This is a genomic window from Labrenzia sp. R5_0 (assembly GCF_017743835.1).
Lineage (GTDB): Bacteria > Pseudomonadota > Alphaproteobacteria > Rhizobiales > Stappiaceae > Roseibium > Roseibium algicola.
This window is the reverse complement of record NZ_JAGHRK010000002.1, coordinates 654,570-671,698: the sequence shown is the minus strand read 5'-3', so window position 1 is coordinate 671,698 and position 17,129 is coordinate 654,570. Positions and strand designations below refer to the sequence as shown.

The 17,129-nt window shown below is 59.5% G+C and carries 14 protein-coding genes and 1 other RNA gene; 11 read left to right on the top strand and 4 right to left on the bottom strand.

Annotation, left to right across the window (positions count from 1 at the left end):
- Window positions 1-100: 100 nt before the first annotated feature.
- On the bottom strand, window positions 101-1,786 hold the full coding sequence (locus tag J7447_RS11955) for a methyl-accepting chemotaxis protein (RefSeq protein ID WP_209169694.1): 1,686 nt from the start codon (window positions 1,784-1,786) through the stop codon (window positions 101-103).
- Window positions 1,787-1,798: 12 nt separating this feature from the next.
- Window positions 1,799-2,401: a hypothetical protein gene (locus J7447_RS11950; RefSeq protein ID WP_035908842.1), complete on the bottom strand. Its 603-nt coding sequence runs from the start codon at window positions 2,399-2,401 to the stop codon at window positions 1,799-1,801.
- A gap of 428 nt (window positions 2,402-2,829) precedes the next feature.
- Between J7447_RS11950 and rnpB the strand changes: the two genes are divergently transcribed.
- Window positions 2,830-3,252: RNase P RNA component class A (rnpB, locus tag J7447_RS11945), an RNA gene on the top strand.
- A gap of 12 nt (window positions 3,253-3,264) precedes the next feature.
- On the opposite strand, the gene J7447_RS11940 is transcribed toward rnpB, so the two are convergent.
- Together J7447_RS11940 and J7447_RS11935 are read right to left on the bottom strand one after the other, a co-directional pair.
- Window positions 3,265-4,752, bottom strand: coding sequence for an NAD(P)/FAD-dependent oxidoreductase (locus tag J7447_RS11940; RefSeq protein WP_209169693.1), 1,488 nt, complete (start codon window positions 4,750-4,752; stop codon window positions 3,265-3,267).
- Between the two features lie 94 nt (window positions 4,753-4,846).
- Window positions 4,847-5,293, bottom strand: coding sequence for a cupin domain-containing protein (locus J7447_RS11935; protein WP_031269111.1), 447 nt, complete (start codon window positions 5,291-5,293; stop codon window positions 4,847-4,849).
- A 125-nt stretch (window positions 5,294-5,418) separates the two neighbouring features.
- Here J7447_RS11935 and J7447_RS11930 point away from each other — a divergent pair, with 125 nt between their 5' ends.
- The 10 genes from J7447_RS11930 (at window position 5,419) to ftsW (ending at window position 17,126) form a co-directional block, all read left to right on the top strand.
- Window positions 5,419-6,471, top strand: coding sequence for an AraC family transcriptional regulator (locus J7447_RS11930; RefSeq protein ID WP_209169692.1), 1,053 nt, complete (start codon window positions 5,419-5,421; stop codon window positions 6,469-6,471).
- Between the two features lie 414 nt (window positions 6,472-6,885).
- Window positions 6,886-7,353 carry a cell division protein MraZ gene (locus J7447_RS11925; RefSeq protein WP_023000484.1) on the top strand — a complete coding sequence of 156 codons (468 nt, stop codon included), beginning with the start codon at window positions 6,886-6,888 and terminating at the stop codon, window positions 7,351-7,353.
- Window positions 7,350-8,390, top strand: coding sequence for a 16S rRNA (cytosine(1402)-N(4))-methyltransferase RsmH (gene rsmH, locus J7447_RS11920; protein WP_023000485.1), 1,041 nt, complete (start codon window positions 7,350-7,352; stop codon window positions 8,388-8,390). The genes J7447_RS11925 and rsmH overlap by 4 nt, the downstream gene beginning before the upstream one ends.
- Window position 8,391: 1 nt before the next feature.
- Window positions 8,392-8,745 carry a hypothetical protein gene (locus J7447_RS11915; protein WP_023000486.1) on the top strand — a complete coding sequence of 118 codons (354 nt, stop codon included), beginning with the start codon at window positions 8,392-8,394 and terminating at the stop codon, window positions 8,743-8,745.
- A 10-nt stretch (window positions 8,746-8,755) separates the two neighbouring features.
- On the top strand, window positions 8,756-10,468 hold the full coding sequence (locus J7447_RS11910; RefSeq protein ID WP_023014553.1) for a penicillin-binding protein 2: 1,713 nt from the start codon (window positions 8,756-8,758) through the stop codon (window positions 10,466-10,468).
- Window positions 10,469-10,569: 101 nt separating this feature from the next.
- Window positions 10,570-12,039 carry a UDP-N-acetylmuramoyl-L-alanyl-D-glutamate--2,6-diaminopimelate ligase gene (locus tag J7447_RS11905; RefSeq protein ID WP_023000488.1) on the top strand — a complete coding sequence of 490 codons (1,470 nt, stop codon included), beginning with the start codon at window positions 10,570-10,572 and terminating at the stop codon, window positions 12,037-12,039.
- The gene (locus J7447_RS11900; protein WP_209169691.1) at window positions 12,036-13,466 is read left to right on the top strand and encodes a UDP-N-acetylmuramoylalanyl-D-glutamyl-2,6-diaminopimelate--D-alanyl-D-alanine ligase; all 1,431 of its coding nucleotides are present in this window, start codon (window positions 12,036-12,038) and stop codon (window positions 13,464-13,466) included. The genes J7447_RS11905 and J7447_RS11900 overlap by 4 nt, the downstream gene beginning before the upstream one ends.
- A gap of 10 nt (window positions 13,467-13,476) precedes the next feature.
- A complete protein-coding gene (gene mraY, locus J7447_RS11895; RefSeq protein WP_023000490.1) occupies window positions 13,477-14,562 on the top strand; it encodes a phospho-N-acetylmuramoyl-pentapeptide-transferase in 1,086 nt (361 codons plus the stop codon).
- A 4-nt stretch (window positions 14,563-14,566) separates the two neighbouring features.
- Window positions 14,567-15,967, top strand: coding sequence for a UDP-N-acetylmuramoyl-L-alanine--D-glutamate ligase (gene murD / locus J7447_RS11890; protein ID WP_209169690.1), 1,401 nt, complete (start codon window positions 14,567-14,569; stop codon window positions 15,965-15,967).
- Window position 15,968: 1 nt separating this feature from the next.
- Window positions 15,969-17,126, top strand: a complete 1,158-nt coding sequence (gene ftsW, locus J7447_RS11885; RefSeq protein WP_023000492.1) for a putative lipid II flippase FtsW — start codon at window positions 15,969-15,971, stop codon at window positions 17,124-17,126.
- Window positions 17,127-17,129: the final 3 nt, after the last annotated feature.

Below are 17,129 nucleotides of genomic sequence, written 5' to 3'. Positions count from 1 at the left end.
GGACGTTAGCCGCTGGCGTCGCACAAGAGAAATGAAGTTTGTGCGACGCAGTATTTTTACCGAGACCGTGAAACCCATTACAGGGCTCGATCAAGGCTGGTTACGCTGCCCGCACCTTGCCCAGGAAGTCCTGCATGGCGTGGCGCAGTGTATTGGACTGTTCATGCAATTCGCCGACAGCCGCATTCATGTCTGAGCTCAGGTTTGCCGTTTCGCTGGCAGCGCCACTGACCTCGGAAATGGATCTCGAAACGCTTTCGGTACCCTGTGCGGCTTCGGAGACGCTGCTGGCGATTTCGGTCGTTGCCAGGTTCTGTTCTTCCGCTGCACCGGACATGGCGTGCGTGTTTTCCGAAATCTTCTGGACGAGACCGGCAACAGACTCGGTTGCTTCTGTCGAAGCATCCGCGGCCTGGCGCATTTCCGTGATCTGCCGGTCGATTTCCTCCGTCGCCTTGGATGTCTGTTCCGCGAGTGCCTTGACCTCGGATGCAACAACGGCAAAGCCCTTTCCGGCCTCGCCGGCACGGGCAGCTTCAATGGTCGCGTTGAGGGCGAGCAGGTTGGTCTGTTCGGCAATATCGGTGATCAGCTTCGTAACGTCACCGATGCGCGAAACCACCTGCTGCACCGTCGCTACGGCTTCGTTGGATCGCCCAACTTCATGTTCCGCTTCCTGGGCGATTTCCGAGGATGATCGCACCTGTTCCGTGATTGCACGGATGGAAGCTGAAAGTTCCTCTGTCGCGCTGGCCACGGTATTCACGTTGGTGGTTGCCTGTTCGGCGGCTGCCGAAACGGCCAGGGCCTGGTCCGTGGTGTTGTTGGCAATCGTTGACAGTGATCCGGCGGAACTGGTCAGCGCATCCAGTCGTGTAATCATCCCGTCGCAGATGTTGAGGACAGTTGCTTCGAAGTCGCTGGCAACCTTCTCCATTTCCTCGCGCTTGATGCGTTCGGCGTTGATGCGTTCCGCTTCAGCCTGTTGCTCAAGTTCGCGTGTGCGGATCAGGTTTTCGCGGAAGACGCCGAGCGCGCGGCCGAGAAGACCGATTTCGTCCTTACGGTCGCTGATATCAACCGTCTGAGACGTGTCTCCGGCCGACAGCTTGTCGGTTATGACGGACAGTCTCGATAGCGGCGCTGAAATCGCGATGTGATTAAGGAAGCCGAGGATCATCGCAAGCACGGTGAGGATCAGTGTGCTGGAGAGCGAGACGATCTGGACCGTGTTCAGTGACCTGTTCTGGGCGATAACCGATTTCTGCCGTTCAGCATCAACTGCGTCGGCAAGCTGTCGGCTTTGCTGCTGTACAGCTGTCAAAAGACCCGAGCTTTCCGGTGTCAGGTCAATCGCACGCGCCATGTCGACCGTCTCCGGTGTGCGCATCAGTTCGATCTGGCGTGCGGCAATCTGGCTGTACCAGGTTTCCCAGCTTGATTTCAGTTCGGAGAGATGGCTTTGAAACTCAGGCAGGCTCGCGTCGACAAGTGAGCCGACTTCCGAAAACCCTGTCAGAATTTCATCGTTCAGATCCTGGGACCGGGTGAGAAGATCTCGGTTGCCGGTTAGCAGGAAGGATTTCACCGACAAAGCCTGCGCTGCGATCTTTTCCGTGAGTTCAGCCGTTTCCACGTTGAGATCCGACAGGTTGTTTGCTGTCTTGACTTCATCCAGAGCCGAATGCGTCTGATAGGCACTCATGCCCCCGGCCACTGCGCCGACCAATGCGAGCGTCAGGAACCCTGCGGCGATCTTTTTGCTGACGGATAGATTTTTGAACATGGTATTTCCCGCTTAAGATCCCGTACCCTGACGACGCATCAGTTCGGTCAGGTTGAATTCGACTGTTGCAGCCCCGATGGCTTTCTTGGTTTCGGGGTCAGTGATCGTCATGTTGAGCTGGGCACGCCAGATCTTGCTGCCGTCGTCCCATTCCGGTTCGTCGATGAAAACGGTTTCAGGGCCGTTCGGGAAGGTCTTCTGGAACTTGGCCTCGTCTCCCTGCCAGTAGTCGCTGGTAATCGCACTTTGCCCGACGTTCAGACCGTTCGCGTCCATGACGAAGATTTCTGGATAGAGGCCGAGGGACCCTGCCTGAACGCGCAGGAGATAGATCGACAAGGGGGCGGACAAGGTCGCGGAAATCAGGGGTTTGTCCGCTGCTTCGCGTTCCTGTCGCCATTGGGCGTCCAGTGCGTCGATGTCTGCCTGGGAAAGAGATCCGCGCAAATTGTTTTGTGCGTTGATCGACAAGGCCACAATCGGGTTGGAAAGCCATTCGGCAACGGCTTCCACGATCTCCGGCTGGATCAACGCTTTCGCATCGGGCGGTGTTTCCGCAGCCTGGGCTGCAGTTGCCAGCATGATCGCAGGCAGGAAGACGCACAGTTGACGCATTTTTAGCTCCATGTTTGTTCCCATTACCTTCCGTCACATGGGTTTCTTATTGCTTAATATTTGGGCAATGGCGGGAAAAAGTTTTTATCTTTCGAAGATCTAGTAAAAATTTATATTGGTAATTTTTGCAATAATTAGAATTACTTTCCTCTTTTCGCCGTTCCGGGGTTGGCGGGTTTTGCCGCAGGCTCTTGGGTGTCTGGCCCGATGGCACCTTGACAGTTTTGCCAGCCTATAGCCCTGCAAGAGCTAGCTTGCGTGAGGATTGTGAAGCGTGCGAACGGGTGAGGCGGGGCGCGAAGTCGCAGCCGCCAGTTGACGGCAGGTCGGCGGAATGACACAGGACGGGGACGCTATCCCGGGAATTCGCGCTGCGCGGCATCGACTGTCGCTTGACCTTGTCCGCAAAGCCTCCTAAGTCCCATGCGCCAGTCGGTCGGACAGCCGCTGCCGCAAGTGCCGAAAGGCCGCGGGGGAGGAAAGTCCGGGCTCCATGGAAACACGGTGCCGGGTAACGCCCGGCGAGGGCGACCTTAGGGAAAGTGCCACAGAAAGCAAACCGCCCCGGACAGATCGAGAGATTTTCCCGGGGTAAGGGTGAAAGGGTGGGGTAAGAGCCCACCGCGCAACTGGCAACAGCGGCGGCATGGTAAACCCCACCGGGAGCAAAACCGAATAGGGACAGCGCGAACCGGAGCGATCCGGTTCAGGCCGGTTTCCAGGCCAGTTGTCCGGGTTGGTTGCGATAGGCGTCTGGCAACAGACGTCACAGATGAATGGCTGTCACGTCCGCGTCAGGTCTCGTATCTGGCCGGGCCATACAGAACCCGGCTTACAGGCCGGCTGGCTCTTACTTTCCCTGTTCAGCCCGCTGCATATTGCGGCGTGCTGCCAAGAAATGTCCCGTAAGCTTCTGCTTTCGGGTAGGAGAACTGCTCCGCCAACGGGTTTGCGCGTTTTCGCTTGGCAGCCCCCATATCCGCCAGCAGTTCATCGAAATGCCGGAAGTGGAAGGGGGCAGAGCAAAGACCGCCATAGACCTGGGCAGCCGGCCGTTCCCGCCGCCGCCAGTGGAGCATCTGGTCGATGTTGGTGCGCATTTCCCTATCCGTCGGCTGATGAGCCAGTTGCCCGTCGGCAAAGCGAACCAGCCAGTTGGCAATCATTTCGGCCGACAGCACGGTGCAAAAACTGGAGTTGAAGCCGACAAACCCCATGTCGGGCAGGTCCGGGTTCACGGACAAACGGTAGACCCTGTATTGCCCGTCGGGCTCAATCAGTTTGTCCCGGTATTCCTTCGCCAGATAGGGAATGCCGAGTTTCCAGCCGACGGCCAGCACAGCCAGATCACAGGGCAGTGCTTCTCCCGTGGACAGGATGACCTGGCCATTCTCATAGCGCGCGAAGGTTCCCCGAACCGGGCGGATGCTGCCCGCTTCAAAACCTTCGAAAAGTCCCGGTGTCACGATCGGCAACGAACAGGAGGCGTCCTTTTCGATCGGGATATCCGGAACCATGTCCCATTTCTTCAACTTGAGCTGAAACTTGAGCAGGGTTTCCAGCCCTCTGAAATTTGCCCATATCAATGGCTTGAAGGCAGCAGAGACCGCTTTTGCAAGGCCGGTCCGGCCCCAGCCGTTGAACTGCTGTTCCTGGGCGCGCATGTAGAGCAGGCGCTTGAAATTGATGCCGCCGACAAAATAGGGCACCCGCCAGACCGGTTCCCTGTAAACCAGCGTGACCGATTTCGCACCGTTTCTGGCGGCGTTGACCACCAGGTCGGTCGCGGATTTGGAGCCGCCGAGGACGATCACATGTTTGCCCTGCGCCATGCTGCTGTCGGTATAGTCCGAGCTGTGCAGCACCTGGCCGCCGGCGGCCTCGAAGGCTTCTTGCCCAGGGTGGGAAATGACGTTCTTGTCCGAAAACTGGCCGGTGCAGATGGCGACGAAGTCGAAATCTTCGCACCAGGTTCTGCCGGCCGCCTCAAGTGTCAGCGTCCAACCCGGATTGCCATCCTTGCGGCGATCCATGGACAGGACGTTGGTGTTCAGCCGGAACAGGCGGCCGAGTTTGTGTTTTGTTGCATAGGCATGCAAATAGGCATGTACCTGAGGCCCTTTCGGCCATTCAGGATAGTCGTCCGGCATGGGCAGGTCGGTGAAGCGGTAAAGGTCCTTGGGCGACTGGGTCTGCACGTCCGGATAGGACCGCGACAGTTCCCAGACACCACCGAAATCGTGGCTTCGCTCGAAGCCCATCACCCTGTGCCCGCGTTCGTCAAAGGCTTTTGCAGCCGCAAGCCCGCTCACGCCGCCGCCGATTACGGCGACAGTCTTGCGTTTCGTCATTCTCGATGTCCTCTCGCCTCAGGGGGCGCCGGCGGCGTGGTATCTGCCGGCAATCCACCCCGTCACTTCAAAAGCTGGATCTGGCCATGTTGGCTCAGGCCTGATCGGGAGGCGGCAGAAAGTCGACCTCGTGCAAGGCGGAAAGCCGGACCAGTTCAGCCGGATCTGTCACGCCGTCGAGCGCGCCGAAGAGTTCGAAGAGTTTACGGGACGGCGCAACACCGAAGACACAGGTGGCCGTCTTGCCGGACCTGTTGAAGATGCCGTGGGCTTCACCCATCGGCATGCGGATCGTGTCGCCCGCCTTTGCCTTGTGGGTCTGACCACCCATTTCGACTTCCAGCTCCCCTTCCAGCATCACGATCCATTCGTCCTGGGTCGGATGTATGTGAGGCGGGACAAAGGTCTCCGCCGGAATGAGCGCATGCCAGATGAAGGCATTGCCGCTCAGGAGTTTCGGCGTATAGGTGTGCCCGACCACATTCCAGCTGATATTGTCCAGTCCCGCGTTAGCTGCGGTAATGCCTGCGCCATCTTGCATGATTGTTCCCCTCATCGCTCATTTGGTGCGCTTTGGTCTTTCGACAGGAGAAAGGCTAAGCGCGGCTCGATGGATTTCTTTATCCAGAAAGCGAAATTACTTGGCCGGATGCAGTAAAATGACGCATGGCACACAAGGTGGCGCTTGAAAGGGCCTCGCAGCAGCGGCATGCTTCCACAATGTTGTCTCAGGCAGAAAGCAAAACGCCGCTCGATCGCTTCAAATGCTTCGAAACCACGGATGTGGACGAAGCCAGGGAAATCGTTGCCCGTCACTTCTGCAATCATCGCCTGGGACGTTTTTCGGCATCCGACAGGTTTGATGCCTGCCAGAACCGGGCGCGTGGACAGCATCTTTCTCTCAACTACCTGCGGTATGGCGCTGATGTGGCGATCGAGCCAGGCGAACTTGCCGAGTTCTACCTGATCCAGCTTCCGATTACCGGCACGGCTGAGGTCCGCAATGGTTGTCGTTCCATGGTGTCCACGCCGAGGGTTGCCTCCATTCTCAATCCGGACCGGCACACAGCCATGCGCTGGCATGCCGGCTGCCAGCAGATCCTTCTTCAGATCGAGACCGGTTTCCTGCAGGAAGTTGCAAGCAGAATGGCCGGTGTGAGTGTTGGTCAGGTTCGCTTCGAACCCGAATTCGATCTTCTGTCTCGGGCTGGTGCTGCCTGGCGCCGTCGCTTGCGCGGTGTTCTGGGCGCAGTCGAGGAAGGGCGGGTTTTTCAGGGGGAAGGGAGCCCGGAACAACGCCATCTGGAAGAAGCCCTTGTCGGAGCGCTGCTGGAATTTCAGCCGAACACCGTATCGCCGCTGCTGGAACGGCGGGAGACCGGCAGGTCACCGGCCATCCTGAAGCGTGCGGTCAGCCTGATCGGCGAGCGTTTTGCCGACGACATCAGTCTTCTGGATATCAGTACCCACGCAGGAACCTCGCCCCGGAACCTTCAATTGCAGTTCCGGCAGGAATACGGCTGTACTCCGCTTCAGTACCTTCAGGGCGTCCGGCTGAGTTACGCACGGCACCTGTTGTTGTCGGAGGGGCACAGTCTGCCCGTGGCAGAGGTGGCCTACCGGTCCGGCCACCGGCACCTGGGCCGGTTCTCGGTTGCCTACCGGGAGCGGTTCGGCGAGACACCAGGGGCCACGGGTCGGGCGCTCAGGTTCGGTTGAGACACTCGCCACGAAGGCGGTTTTCTTTCTCCACAAGTCTTTCCAGATAGGCAGAAATTGCCGGTTTTCCGGGCTTCGATGCGGAAAACCTCCGTATTCCTGCGAATCCGATTCTCCAATTGTGTCAAGGCTTCATTAAGCATGTTTGCCTTAAGGTCTCTCGACGGGGTCGTGTGCGATCAAATCGAGCCGGAATCCATGAGATTCCATTGACCGCCCATGATTTCCCATGGTATCCCATAAATACCCAGAATGGGGAGCGCGGGCCCATCTCAGTAGGGTCATGGACATCGATTTAACGGTTCTGAAAGTGCCGTTTTTGCAAATTGCGTGTCCGGGCAAGTTGCCGGCCTTCCTCTCATTTACGGGTGAACTTGGGATTTGAACGGGTGGGGACCCGTTTCGAGGGGATGAATGGCCGGCTTTGTTTCTCACTTTACCAACCGGCTGGATGCCAAGGGTCGCGTGTCGATCCCGGCGCCCTTCCGTACGGTATTGGCGAGAGATGGATTTGAAGGCCTATATTGCATTGCTTCTTCACACTGCGCGGCTGTCGACGCGGGCGGGAACGATCTGCTTGCTGAAATCAACAAGCGCTCGGAAGCCTTTGCAAAGCTCTCTCCCGATCATGATGCACTGGCGATCGCCCTGTTCGGTGCCAGTGAAAACCCGAGGATCGATGGGGATGGCCGCATGACCATTTCCGACATGATCCGCGAACACACCGGAATTACCGACCAGGTCACCTTCGTCGGCATGAATTACAAGTTCCAGATCTGGGAACCTGAAAAGTTTCGCGAGTACCGCGCAGAGGCCCAACGGCGTGCGCTCGCGATGCTGTCGGGGCAAAGCTCCGCATCCTCTCAGGGAGAGCCGGTATGATGGCACTCGGCGACAGAGACGTTGCTCCTGACGCTGGCGGACCCGAGCGCCATGTGCCGGTTCTCCTGAAAGAGGTTCTGGAGTGGCTTGCACCGCAGCCCGGCGAGGTGATTGTCGACGGTACTTTCGGTGCCGGAGGTTATTCCCGCGCAATTCTGGAACGTGGTGCCCATGTGATCGGTATCGACCGGGATCCGGACGCGATCGCCGGCGGGCAGGAGCTTGTGAAAGCTTCCGAAGGCCGGCTGATGCTCGTGCCGGGTCAATTTGCGGGTCTTGAAACGCATGCCCGCGGTTGCGGTTTTGATGGTGTCGACGGTGTGGTTCTCGATCTCGGCGTTTCTTCCATGCAGCTTGATGAGGCTGATCGCGGCTTTTCCTTCCTGCGCGATGGGCCGTTGGACATGCGTATGGAGCAGGCCGGGCCATCGGCTGCGGATGTCGTCAATGAGTTGCCAGTGAAGGATCTGATCCGCGTCATCGGTCTGTTGGGCGAGGAAAAGCGGGCGACGACAGTTGCGCACGCCATCGACAGGGCCCGCAAGGAAAAGCCATTCACTCGGACCCTGGAGCTGGCGAACCTCATCGAAAAGGTGCTTGGCCGGTCACCCAAGAAGGCACAGATCCATCCGGCAACGCGAACCTTCCAGGCGCTGCGGATCTATGTGAACGGCGAGTTGCATCAGGCGGCTGAAGCGCTGGGCGCGGCCGAGCGGATTCTGAAGCCGGGCGGACGCCTTGTGCTGGTGAGTTTCCATTCCCTCGAAGACCGTATCGTCAAGCGGTTCTTCCAGGATCGGACCCGGACCCGCGGTGGCGGATCACGACATATGCCGGAGGAAGACGTGCCTCCGGCGACATTCGAATTGTTGACGCGCAAAGCGGTGGAAGCTGCCGACGCTGAAACGGACATCAATCCGCGGGCAAGATCCGCGAAGCTTCGGGCCGGGCGGCGGACCGAAGCTGAGGCGCGAGAGCTGGACATCCATCAGGCGGGTGTCCCACGTCTCGCAGCCTTCCATGGGCTAGGGGGCTAATATGGTTCGAACGCTGAACATCGTGTTCATACTGGCGGTCGTGATCGGCGCGGCGACGGTCTATGACATGAAGCTCGCGGCGACGAAGTCTGCGGAGAAGGTTGCCGATCTGAAGCGGCAGATCGATGAGGAGCGCGACTCCATTCGTCATCTGAAGGCGGAGTGGAGCCTTCTCAACAAGCCGGACCGGCTGCAGTCCCTTGTCGAACGCTATAACGATTATCTTCTTCTTGAACCGCTAGATGTGAAGCAGATCGTGACAACGGAAGATCTCCCGGCGCGTCCTGTGATGCTGGAGCCAATCGGTGGCAGTCAGATGGGCGGCTATGCCGGCTCGTCTGCTGTGATCCAGTGAGGGCGCGGTCATGACGATGGTTAGTGAACCGGCCAGCTTCCTTCAGGTAAGACGGGCTCATCCGCGGGCGACAAGGGACTCCGTCTCCGCCAGCGCGGTCAAATCCCGTGTCTATGTGGCCATGCTTGCCTTTGCCTGCGTCTATGTTGCGATCGCGGGCCGGCTGGTCATGCTGGCGCAAATGGAAGAGGCGCCGTCCCATGCCTGGATTTCGGCGCAGGATTCCGTTGCTGCCTCCCGTCCGGACCTGATCGACAGGAACGGCGAGATCCTTGCTACCGACATCAAGACGGCTTCGCTTTACGCTGAACCACGCCGCATCATGGATGTGGATGAGGCGGTCGAAGGGTTGATCCGTATCGTGCCGGATCTGAACGAGGGTCTCGTGCGTCGTCGTCTGGAAAGCGGCGCCGGCTTCGTCTGGTTGAAGCGTGAAATGACCCCGCAGCAGGCCGAAAGAGTTCACAATCTCGGCCTGCCGGGTATCGGCTTCCTTTCGGAAAACCAGCGTTTCTATCCGGGTGGGCCGACCGCAGGCCATATCGTTGGTTCCGTCAACGTCGACAATCAGGGCCTCGCCGGGATCGAAAAATACATCGATGACTCCTGGTTGAGGGACCTTCAGTCGCTTGGCTTTACGTCCGACCGTACGATGGAGCCGGTGAAGCTGTCCGTTGACCTGCGCGTCCAGCATGTCGTGCGCGATGAGCTCGTGAAGGCGATGGAACGCTACAAGGCGATCGCCGCGGCCGGTATCGTTCTGGATGTGAAGACCGGCGAAGTGGTCGCCATGTCCTCTCTGCCGGACTATGACCCGAACGACCGGGCCCAGGCCCTGGAAAAGGACCGCCTGAACCGGGCAACCGGTGGTGTCTTTGAAATGGGATCGGTCTTCAAGACCTTCACCACCGCGATGGCGCTGGATTCGGGGGCTGTTTCGATCAATGACAGCTTCGATGCGACCCGTCCGATCAGGGCAGGCGGCCGCACGATTTCGGATTTCCACGGGAAACACCGCATCCTGTCGGTGCCTGAAATCTTCATCTATTCATCCAACATCGGCACCGCAAAAATGATGCTGGCGACCGGTATTGCGCGCCAGCAGGACTTCCTGAAGCGCCTGCACCTGACTGATCGTCTGCAGACCGAGTTGCCGGAAAATGCAGCGCCGCTGCTGCCGCCGAAATGGAACGAACTGGCGGCGATGACCATCTCGTTCGGGCACGGTATCTCGGTAACGCCGATGCAGACCGCCGTTGCCGCCGCGGCGCTGGTGAATGGTGGTGTCCTGCTTCCGCCAACCTTCCTGCCGAGAAGCCCCGAAGACGTGCAAAAGCTTGGCAAACAAGTCGTTTCTCCGGAAACGAGCCGCATGATGCGTTATCTCTTCAGGCTGAACGTGCTCTCCGGTTCGGGCCGCCGGGCCGATGTCCCGGGCTACACGGTCGGTGGCAAGACGGGCACTGCGGAGAAGATCGAGAACGGTCGATATGTCAACAACAAGCGCCGCAACTCGTTCCTGTCGGCCTTCCCGATGGACGACCCGCGCTACGTGGTTCTGGTCGTTATCGACGAGCCGAAACCGGAACGCGACGGCATTGGCGCGACGGCTGGTCTGAACGCTGCGCCGATGGTTGGCGCAATCGTTCGCCGCTCGGCTCCCATGCTAGGTGTGATGCCGCGGTTCAGCAAAGGGGATGAACCAATCGAGATTTCCTATTAAGGAGACGAGTTGAGCTTTGAAAACCGGCGGGGTCGCAGCCGAAATCCGGTTTTCCGAAAAAGCTCATTAATGACGACGCACAAACCGGATGATCGGGTGAAATGGATCTTGAGTATTTAGCTGCCGGGCTGACCTTGCCCGAAGCGGCAGAGGCTCGGAAAATTACGGGGCTGACGGCTGATAGCCGCAAAGTTCAGCCGGGCTTCTTGTTTGCTGCCTTCAAGGGGGCTTCCGTCGACGGGACAAAATTCGCCCCGGACGCAGCAGCGGCCGGGGCAATTGCCATTCTGTGTGCTGAAGAGGCCGCAGATGCAGTGCGTGCACAGGTGCCGAAGACGGTTGCCGTTGTCAGTGCCGCAGAGCCTCGTCAGGTTTTTGCAAGAATGGCGGCCCGTTTCTACGGCGCTCAACCCGACACAATCGTTGCCGTCACCGGAACCGCGGGCAAGACATCCGTTGCTCATTTTGCCCGCCAGATCTTCCAGGCCGCCGGTCACCCAGCGGCAAGTCTTGGTACACTGGGCGTTATCAAGCCGGATGGAGAAAGTTACGGCGGCCTGACAACGCCGGACCCGGTTGCCTTGCACAAGCAGTTGGCAGAGCTGGAAGAAGAAGGCGTCAATCATGCAGCGCTTGAAGCCTCTTCGCACGGTCTCGATCAGTACCGGCTGGACGGTGTTCGGCTGACGGCAGCCGCCTTCACCAATCTTGGCCGCGATCACATGGACTATCATCCGACGATCGAGCATTACCTGAATGCAAAACTTCGCCTGTTCAAAGAGTTGCTTCCGTCAGGCGGCACAGTGGTCTGCGATCCGGGTGAGAAATATGCTGACAGGGTCATGGCGGTCGCGCAGGAGCGAGGATTGCCGCTCTTCACGGTCGGAGAAACCGGCCGGAACCTCACCCTGACCGGCCTGAAACCGATGGGGGCAGGGCAGGAACTGACGATCCAGAGTGCGCGCGGCGAATACAAGGTGACGCTGCCACTGATCGGTCGCTTCCAGGTTTCCAACGCACTCATTGCTGCCGGTCTCGCGATTGCCGCTGGCATCGACACGGGAACTGCCTTGCGGGCCCTTGAAAACCTGAAGGGGGCTCCTGGCCGTCTTGAACTTGCCGGCAAGACGCCGGCAGGCGGGTTGGTTTTTGTCGATTACGCCCACAAGCCGGACGCGCTTGATAATGCCCTTGCGGCTTTGAAGCCGTTTGCCCGTGGCAAGCTGTCCGTGATTATCGGCGCCGGTGGCGACAGGGACCCCGGAAAACGCGAGCTGATGGGGGAAGTCGCGGCTCGCAGGGCCGATTTGGTTATCGTCACGGACGACAACCCGCGCTCGGAAGACCCGGCGACCATTCGCAAGGCAGTGTTGGGTGGCGCACCCGATGCAATGGAGATTGGCGACCGGTATGAAGCGATCGCAGAGGGAGTTCGCCGCCTAAAGGATGGCGATATCCTGTGTGTGGCCGGAAAAGGTCACGAAACGGGCCAGATTGTTGGCGACACAGTGATTCCCTTTTCCGATCACGAAGCCGTAAAGCGCGCCATCAGTCTTGAAGGAAACACATGAGCGACCCGCTTTGGACCCTCGATGCCTTTGTTGAAGCCGCCGGTGGCCGCCTTCAGGGTGATGCTGGCGCTGAAATTACCGGTATATCCATAGACAGCCGGACGCTGGAGCCGGGTGATGCATTCGTCGCGATCACCGGCGACCGTCTGGACGGGCATGATTATGTTGCCGCCGCACTGGAAGCCGGTGCATCTGTGGCGCTGGTCGGCGAGGATCGTTTGTCCAATCTGCCCGAAGATGGCCGCTACGTGGTGGTGGACGACCCGCTTGAAGCCATGCGCAAGCTCGGTGTCGCAGCGCGGGCCCGCAGTAATGCCCGCATTGTCGCGGTTACCGGTTCTGTCGGCAAGACCGGCACGAAGGAAGCGTTGCGCCTGACACTGACAGAATCCGGCAAGGTTCATGCCTCGGTTGCCTCTTTCAACAACCATTGGGGCGTACCGCTGACATTGGCACGCATGCCCGCCGACACGGATTTCGGAGTCTTCGAGATCGGCATGAACCATGCGGGCGAAATCTCGCCGCTGGTAAAGATGGTGCGCCCGCACGTGGTGATCATCACCACCGTTCAGCCGGTACACCTGGAATTCTTCGACAGCGTCGAGCAGATAGCCAAGGCAAAGGCCGAAATTTTCGACGGACTGGAGCCTGGTGGAATTGCGATCCTGAACAAGGACAACCTGCAATTCGACCTGCTGAAGTTTCTGGCTGCTGCTGCCGGTGTTTCCAAAATCCAAACATTTGGCGAAGACCCTTCGGCAGACAGCCATCTCCAGAAGGCCGTTTCCTATCCGGCCGGATCGAGTGTCGACGCCAGCATTCTGGGCCAGGAAATCACGTACAAGATCGGGGCGTCGGGCAAACACCACGTCAAGAATAGCCTGGCAGTCTTGACCGCGGTCGTGGATCTGGGGGCGGATCTTGCAAAAGCAGGACTGGCACTCGATTCCATGCGCGCACCCAAGGGTCGCGGCGAGGTGACCCGTCTGCCCATGCAGAAGGGCGAGTTCAACCTGATCGACGAGAGCTACAACGCCAATCCCGCCTCTATGAAGGCAGCACTTGCCGTGCTGGGCGAGGCGCCTGTCACAAGGCCGGGTCGCCGTATTGCCGTCATTGGAGACATGCGCGAACTGGGGGCCGATGCCGACCGTTTGCACGCGGAGTTGCTCCAACCGATTACCGACGCCGATATCGACGCGGTCTATTGCGCGGGCCCGCACATGCATGCGCTCTGGAAGCTGCTGCCGCATGACCTGCGCGGACACTACTGCGAAGAAGCAAAAGATCTGGAAGACGTGCTTTTGGGCGACGTCCGTTCCGGTGATGTTGTTATGATCAAGGGATCGCTCGGAACCCGGATGGGCCCGCTTGTCGAGGCCTTGAAAAAAGAATATCCGCCTGCGGACGACACCGCAGCGGCGTAAGGGGCATTGGATGTTTTATTTCTTGGGGCAATTCGCGGATCAGATTTCAGCGCTGAACGTGTTCCGTTACATCACTTTCCGAACCGGTGGCGCGATCATGACCGCGCTGTTTTTCGTTTTCCTGTTCGGACCGAAAATCATCGCCAGTCTTCGGATCCGGCAAGGGCATGGGCAGCCGATCCGCGCCGACGGACCTGAAAGTCATCTGCTGACCAAGAAAGGCACGCCCACCATGGGCGGGTTGATGATCCTGTCAGGGGCCCTGGTCGCGGCATTGCTTTGGTCGGATCTTTCCAACCCTTACGTCTGGGTGGTCATCGGCGTCACCCTCGGGTTCGGCGGCATTGGCTTTTATGATGACTACCTGAAGGTCACCAAGTCCTCGCACAAGGGATTTGGCGGCAAGGCCCGGTTGGGCCTGGAGTTCTTGATCGCGGGCGGCGCGGCCTTCGCGGTTACCCTTCTGGATGTGTCCGAATACTCGGAAGCGATCACTTTTCCCTTCATTAAGGATCTGACGCTCAATCTCGGTCTTTTCTTCATTCCCTTCGCGGCCTTCGTGATGGTTGGCGCGGGGAACGCGGTCAACCTGACCGACGGTCTCGATGGTCTGGCAATCGTACCGGTGATGATCGCCTGCGCTTCCTTCGGCCTGATTGCCTATCTTTCCGGTAACGCGGTTTTTGCCAGCTATCTCCAGATCCACCACGTTGCCGGCACCGGTGAACTTGCCGTCATCTGCGGTGCCGTGATTGGCGCGGGTCTCGGCTTCCTGTGGTTCAACGCCCCTCCGGCCGCCATCTTCATGGGTGACACCGGATCACTTGCTCTCGGCGGCATGATCGGCGCAATCGCGGTTGCTACCAAGCACGAGATTGTTCTGGCCATCATTGGAGGCCTCTTCGTACTCGAAGCCGTGTCGGTCATCGTGCAGGTGTTCTCCTTCAAGCTGACCGGCAAGCGGGTCTTCCGCATGGCGCCGATCCACCATCATTTCGAGATCATGGGCTGGACCGAAAGCCAGGTGGTGATCCGCTTCTGGATCATTTCCGTCGTGCTTGCCCTGCTCGGCCTCGCAACCTTGAAGCTGAGGTAGGCGCATGATCCCGGTCACCACATTCGACGGCAGAAAGGTTGCCCTGTTCGGGCTCGGCGGGTCCGGGCTTGCAACGGCGCGTGCGCTGAGGGCTGGCGGTGCGGATGTGGTCTGTTACGACGATAACGAAGCTCGGGTCGCACAAGCTGCCGGCGAGGGGCTTGCAACGCAAGACCTTCGGGACCTTGACTGGTCGGACGTTGCCGCACTGGTTCTTGCTCCGGGGGTACCGCTGACCCATCCGGTGCCGCACTGGTCGGTGGAGCTGGCGCGTGATGCCGGCGTCGAGATTGTCGGCGATGTCGAGCTTTTCTGCCGTGAGCGGCGCAAACAATGCCCGTCCGCGCCGCTGATTGCGATTACCGGTACCAATGGCAAGTCGACGACCACCGCCCTGATCGCGCATCTCCTGAAGGCCCTGGGCCGGGACGTGCAACTCGGCGGTAACATCGGGACGCCGGTTCTGGAGCTCGATCCTCCGCAACCCGGTCGGCACTATGTGGTGGAGTGCTCTTCCTACCAGATCGATCTGGCGCCGACCCTGGATGCAACTGTCGGCATTCACATGAACCTGTCGCCGGATCATCTCGATCGTCATGGGTCCATGGAAAACTACGCCGCTATCAAGGAGCGGCTTGTTGCCGGTGCCAAGGTCGCGGTGGTGGGAGTTGACGACCGGTTGTCCTCAGTAATTGCCGACAGGCTTGAACTTGCGCGCAAGCCCGTGTGCCGGATCGCTGGTGAAAAGGAACTCACCAACGGTATCTACGCTCGCCACGGGCGACTGATCGAGGCGCATGACGGTAGCCAGATCGAAGTAGCCCTGCTTGGCGGGATCGACAGCCTCCGCGGTGACCACAACGGCCAGAATGCGGCGGCTGCCTTCGCGGCTCTGCGTGCGCTGGAAATTCCGGCAGCGCAGATCGCAGAAGCCCTCAAGACCTTCCCGGGACTTCATCACCGCATGGAAGTGGTGGAGAAGAAGGGCCGGGTTCTCTATATCAACGATTCCAAGGCCACCAACGCTGACGCTGCGGCCAGAGCATTGGCAAGTTTCGACCGGATCTACTGGATCGCGGGCGGCCGGGCCAAGGCGGGCGGTATCTCCTCGCTGGACGAATATTTCCCGAAGATCGCCAAGACCTTCCTGATCGGAGAGGCGGCTCAGGATTTCGCCAAGACGCTGGATGGCCGCGTGCCCTTCAAGATCAGCGGAACGCTGACCCAGGCCGTGCAGGACGCCGCTGCCGAGGCGGCGGAGGACGGTGCGGCTGAAATCGCCATACTTTTGTCGCCCGCCTGTGCGAGCTTCGACCAATTCCCGAATTTTGAACTGCGGGGCGCTGCTTTTGTAGATGCGGTGCGTGCCTTGCCCAATTCCGGCAATACCCAGGAGGTCGCCTGATATGGTTTCGCGCGCCGATCGCAGCCGCTTTGCGGAATGGCTCTGGACAGTGGACCACTATCTGCTTGCCGCCTTCAGCCTGCTGATGGTTGGCGGTGTGGTGCTTTCGTTTGCAGCCAGTCCGCCGGTTGCCGAACGCATCGGCGTTGAAACCTTCTATTTCGTCAAGCGACAGGCCATGTTCCTGATACCGGCCCTGACGATCATGCTTGCCGGCTCGCTTATGACGCCGCGCATGGTCCGGAGGGCGGCACTCATCCTGTTCATCGTGTCGCTGCTGATGATGGTTGCCACCCTGTTCCTGGGGTTTGAGGCCAAGGGTGCGCGGCGCTGGATCTATATCGCCGGGTTGTCGATACAGCCGTCCGAATTCCTGAAGCCTGCCTTCGTGATCCTGATCGCCTTCCTTCTGTCGGAAAGTGGCCGCCGGCGCGAGGTGCCTGGGGTACTCTTCGCCTTTGTACTCTTTGCGGTTTGCGCGGCTCTCCTGATCGCCCAGCCGGACTTTGGTCAGACCATGCTGCTCGGCCTGGTCTGGGCAGGGCTGTTCTTTCTGAACGGGATTTCGTGGCTCATCATCATGGCGCTTGGCGTCATCGGGATCGTCGGCCTGTTTGCCGCCTATGCCTTCCTGCCGCACGTGACCAACCGCGTGGACCGGTTCCTCGACCCGAGCTCCGGCGATACCTTCCAGATCGATACGGCCAAGGATTCCTTTCTCGCAGGTGGGTGGCTGGGCCGTGGTCCGGGGGAGGGCACCGTCAAGCGGATACTGCCTGACAGCCACACAGACTTTATCTTCGCCGTTGTCGGTGAGGAGTTCGGCGTAATCGCCTGTCTGCTGCTTGTCTCCGTCTTTGCATTCATTGTCTTGAGAGGCCTGCGTCACGCCAGCCGTGATCAGGATGCTTTCAGTCGTCTTGCCACAGCAGGACTGACCGTGCTGTTCGGCCTGCAGGCCACGATCAATCTCGCGGTGAACCTTCACCTCATTCCGTCCAAGGGCATGACCCTGCCGTTCGTTTCCTACGGCGGGTCGTCGCTCTTGTCGTCCGCCATGACCGCTGGTGCCATTCTGGCGCTCACGCGCAGGCGGCCGCAGCCGTCGCGCGGTGATGTCGTCACGGTGAGCCGGCTTTCACCCTCTTCCCTGATGTAAGGC

Coding starts and splice junctions, on each gene's coding strand:
- J7447_RS11955 (WP_209169694.1), bottom strand. CDS start 1,786: ATGTTCAAAAATCTATCCGTCAGCAAAAAGATCGCCGCAGGGTTCCTG.
- J7447_RS11950 (WP_035908842.1), bottom strand. CDS start 2,401: ATGCGTCAACTGTGCGTCTTCCTGCCTGCGATCATGCTGGCAACTGCA.
- mraY (WP_023000490.1), top strand. CDS start 13,477: ATGTTTTATTTCTTGGGGCAATTCGCGGATCAGATTTCAGCGCTGAAC.
- J7447_RS11905 (WP_023000488.1), top strand. CDS start 10,570: ATGGATCTTGAGTATTTAGCTGCCGGGCTGACCTTGCCCGAAGCGGCA.
- J7447_RS11910 (WP_023014553.1), top strand. CDS start 8,756: ATGACGATGGTTAGTGAACCGGCCAGCTTCCTTCAGGTAAGACGGGCT.
- ftsW (WP_023000492.1), top strand. CDS start 15,969: ATGGTTTCGCGCGCCGATCGCAGCCGCTTTGCGGAATGGCTCTGGACA.
- J7447_RS11900 (WP_209169691.1), top strand. CDS start 12,036: ATGAGCGACCCGCTTTGGACCCTCGATGCCTTTGTTGAAGCCGCCGGT.
- rsmH (WP_023000485.1), top strand. CDS start 7,350: ATGATGGCACTCGGCGACAGAGACGTTGCTCCTGACGCTGGCGGACCC.
- J7447_RS11935 (WP_031269111.1), bottom strand. CDS start 5,293: ATGCAAGATGGCGCAGGCATTACCGCAGCTAACGCGGGACTGGACAAT.
- J7447_RS11940 (WP_209169693.1), bottom strand. CDS start 4,752: ATGACGAAACGCAAGACTGTCGCCGTAATCGGCGGCGGCGTGAGCGGG.
- J7447_RS11930 (WP_209169692.1), top strand. CDS start 5,419: ATGGCACACAAGGTGGCGCTTGAAAGGGCCTCGCAGCAGCGGCATGCT.
- murD (WP_209169690.1), top strand. CDS start 14,567: ATGATCCCGGTCACCACATTCGACGGCAGAAAGGTTGCCCTGTTCGGG.
- J7447_RS11925 (WP_023000484.1), top strand. CDS start 6,886: ATGGCCGGCTTTGTTTCTCACTTTACCAACCGGCTGGATGCCAAGGGT.
- J7447_RS11915 (WP_023000486.1), top strand. CDS start 8,392: ATGGTTCGAACGCTGAACATCGTGTTCATACTGGCGGTCGTGATCGGC.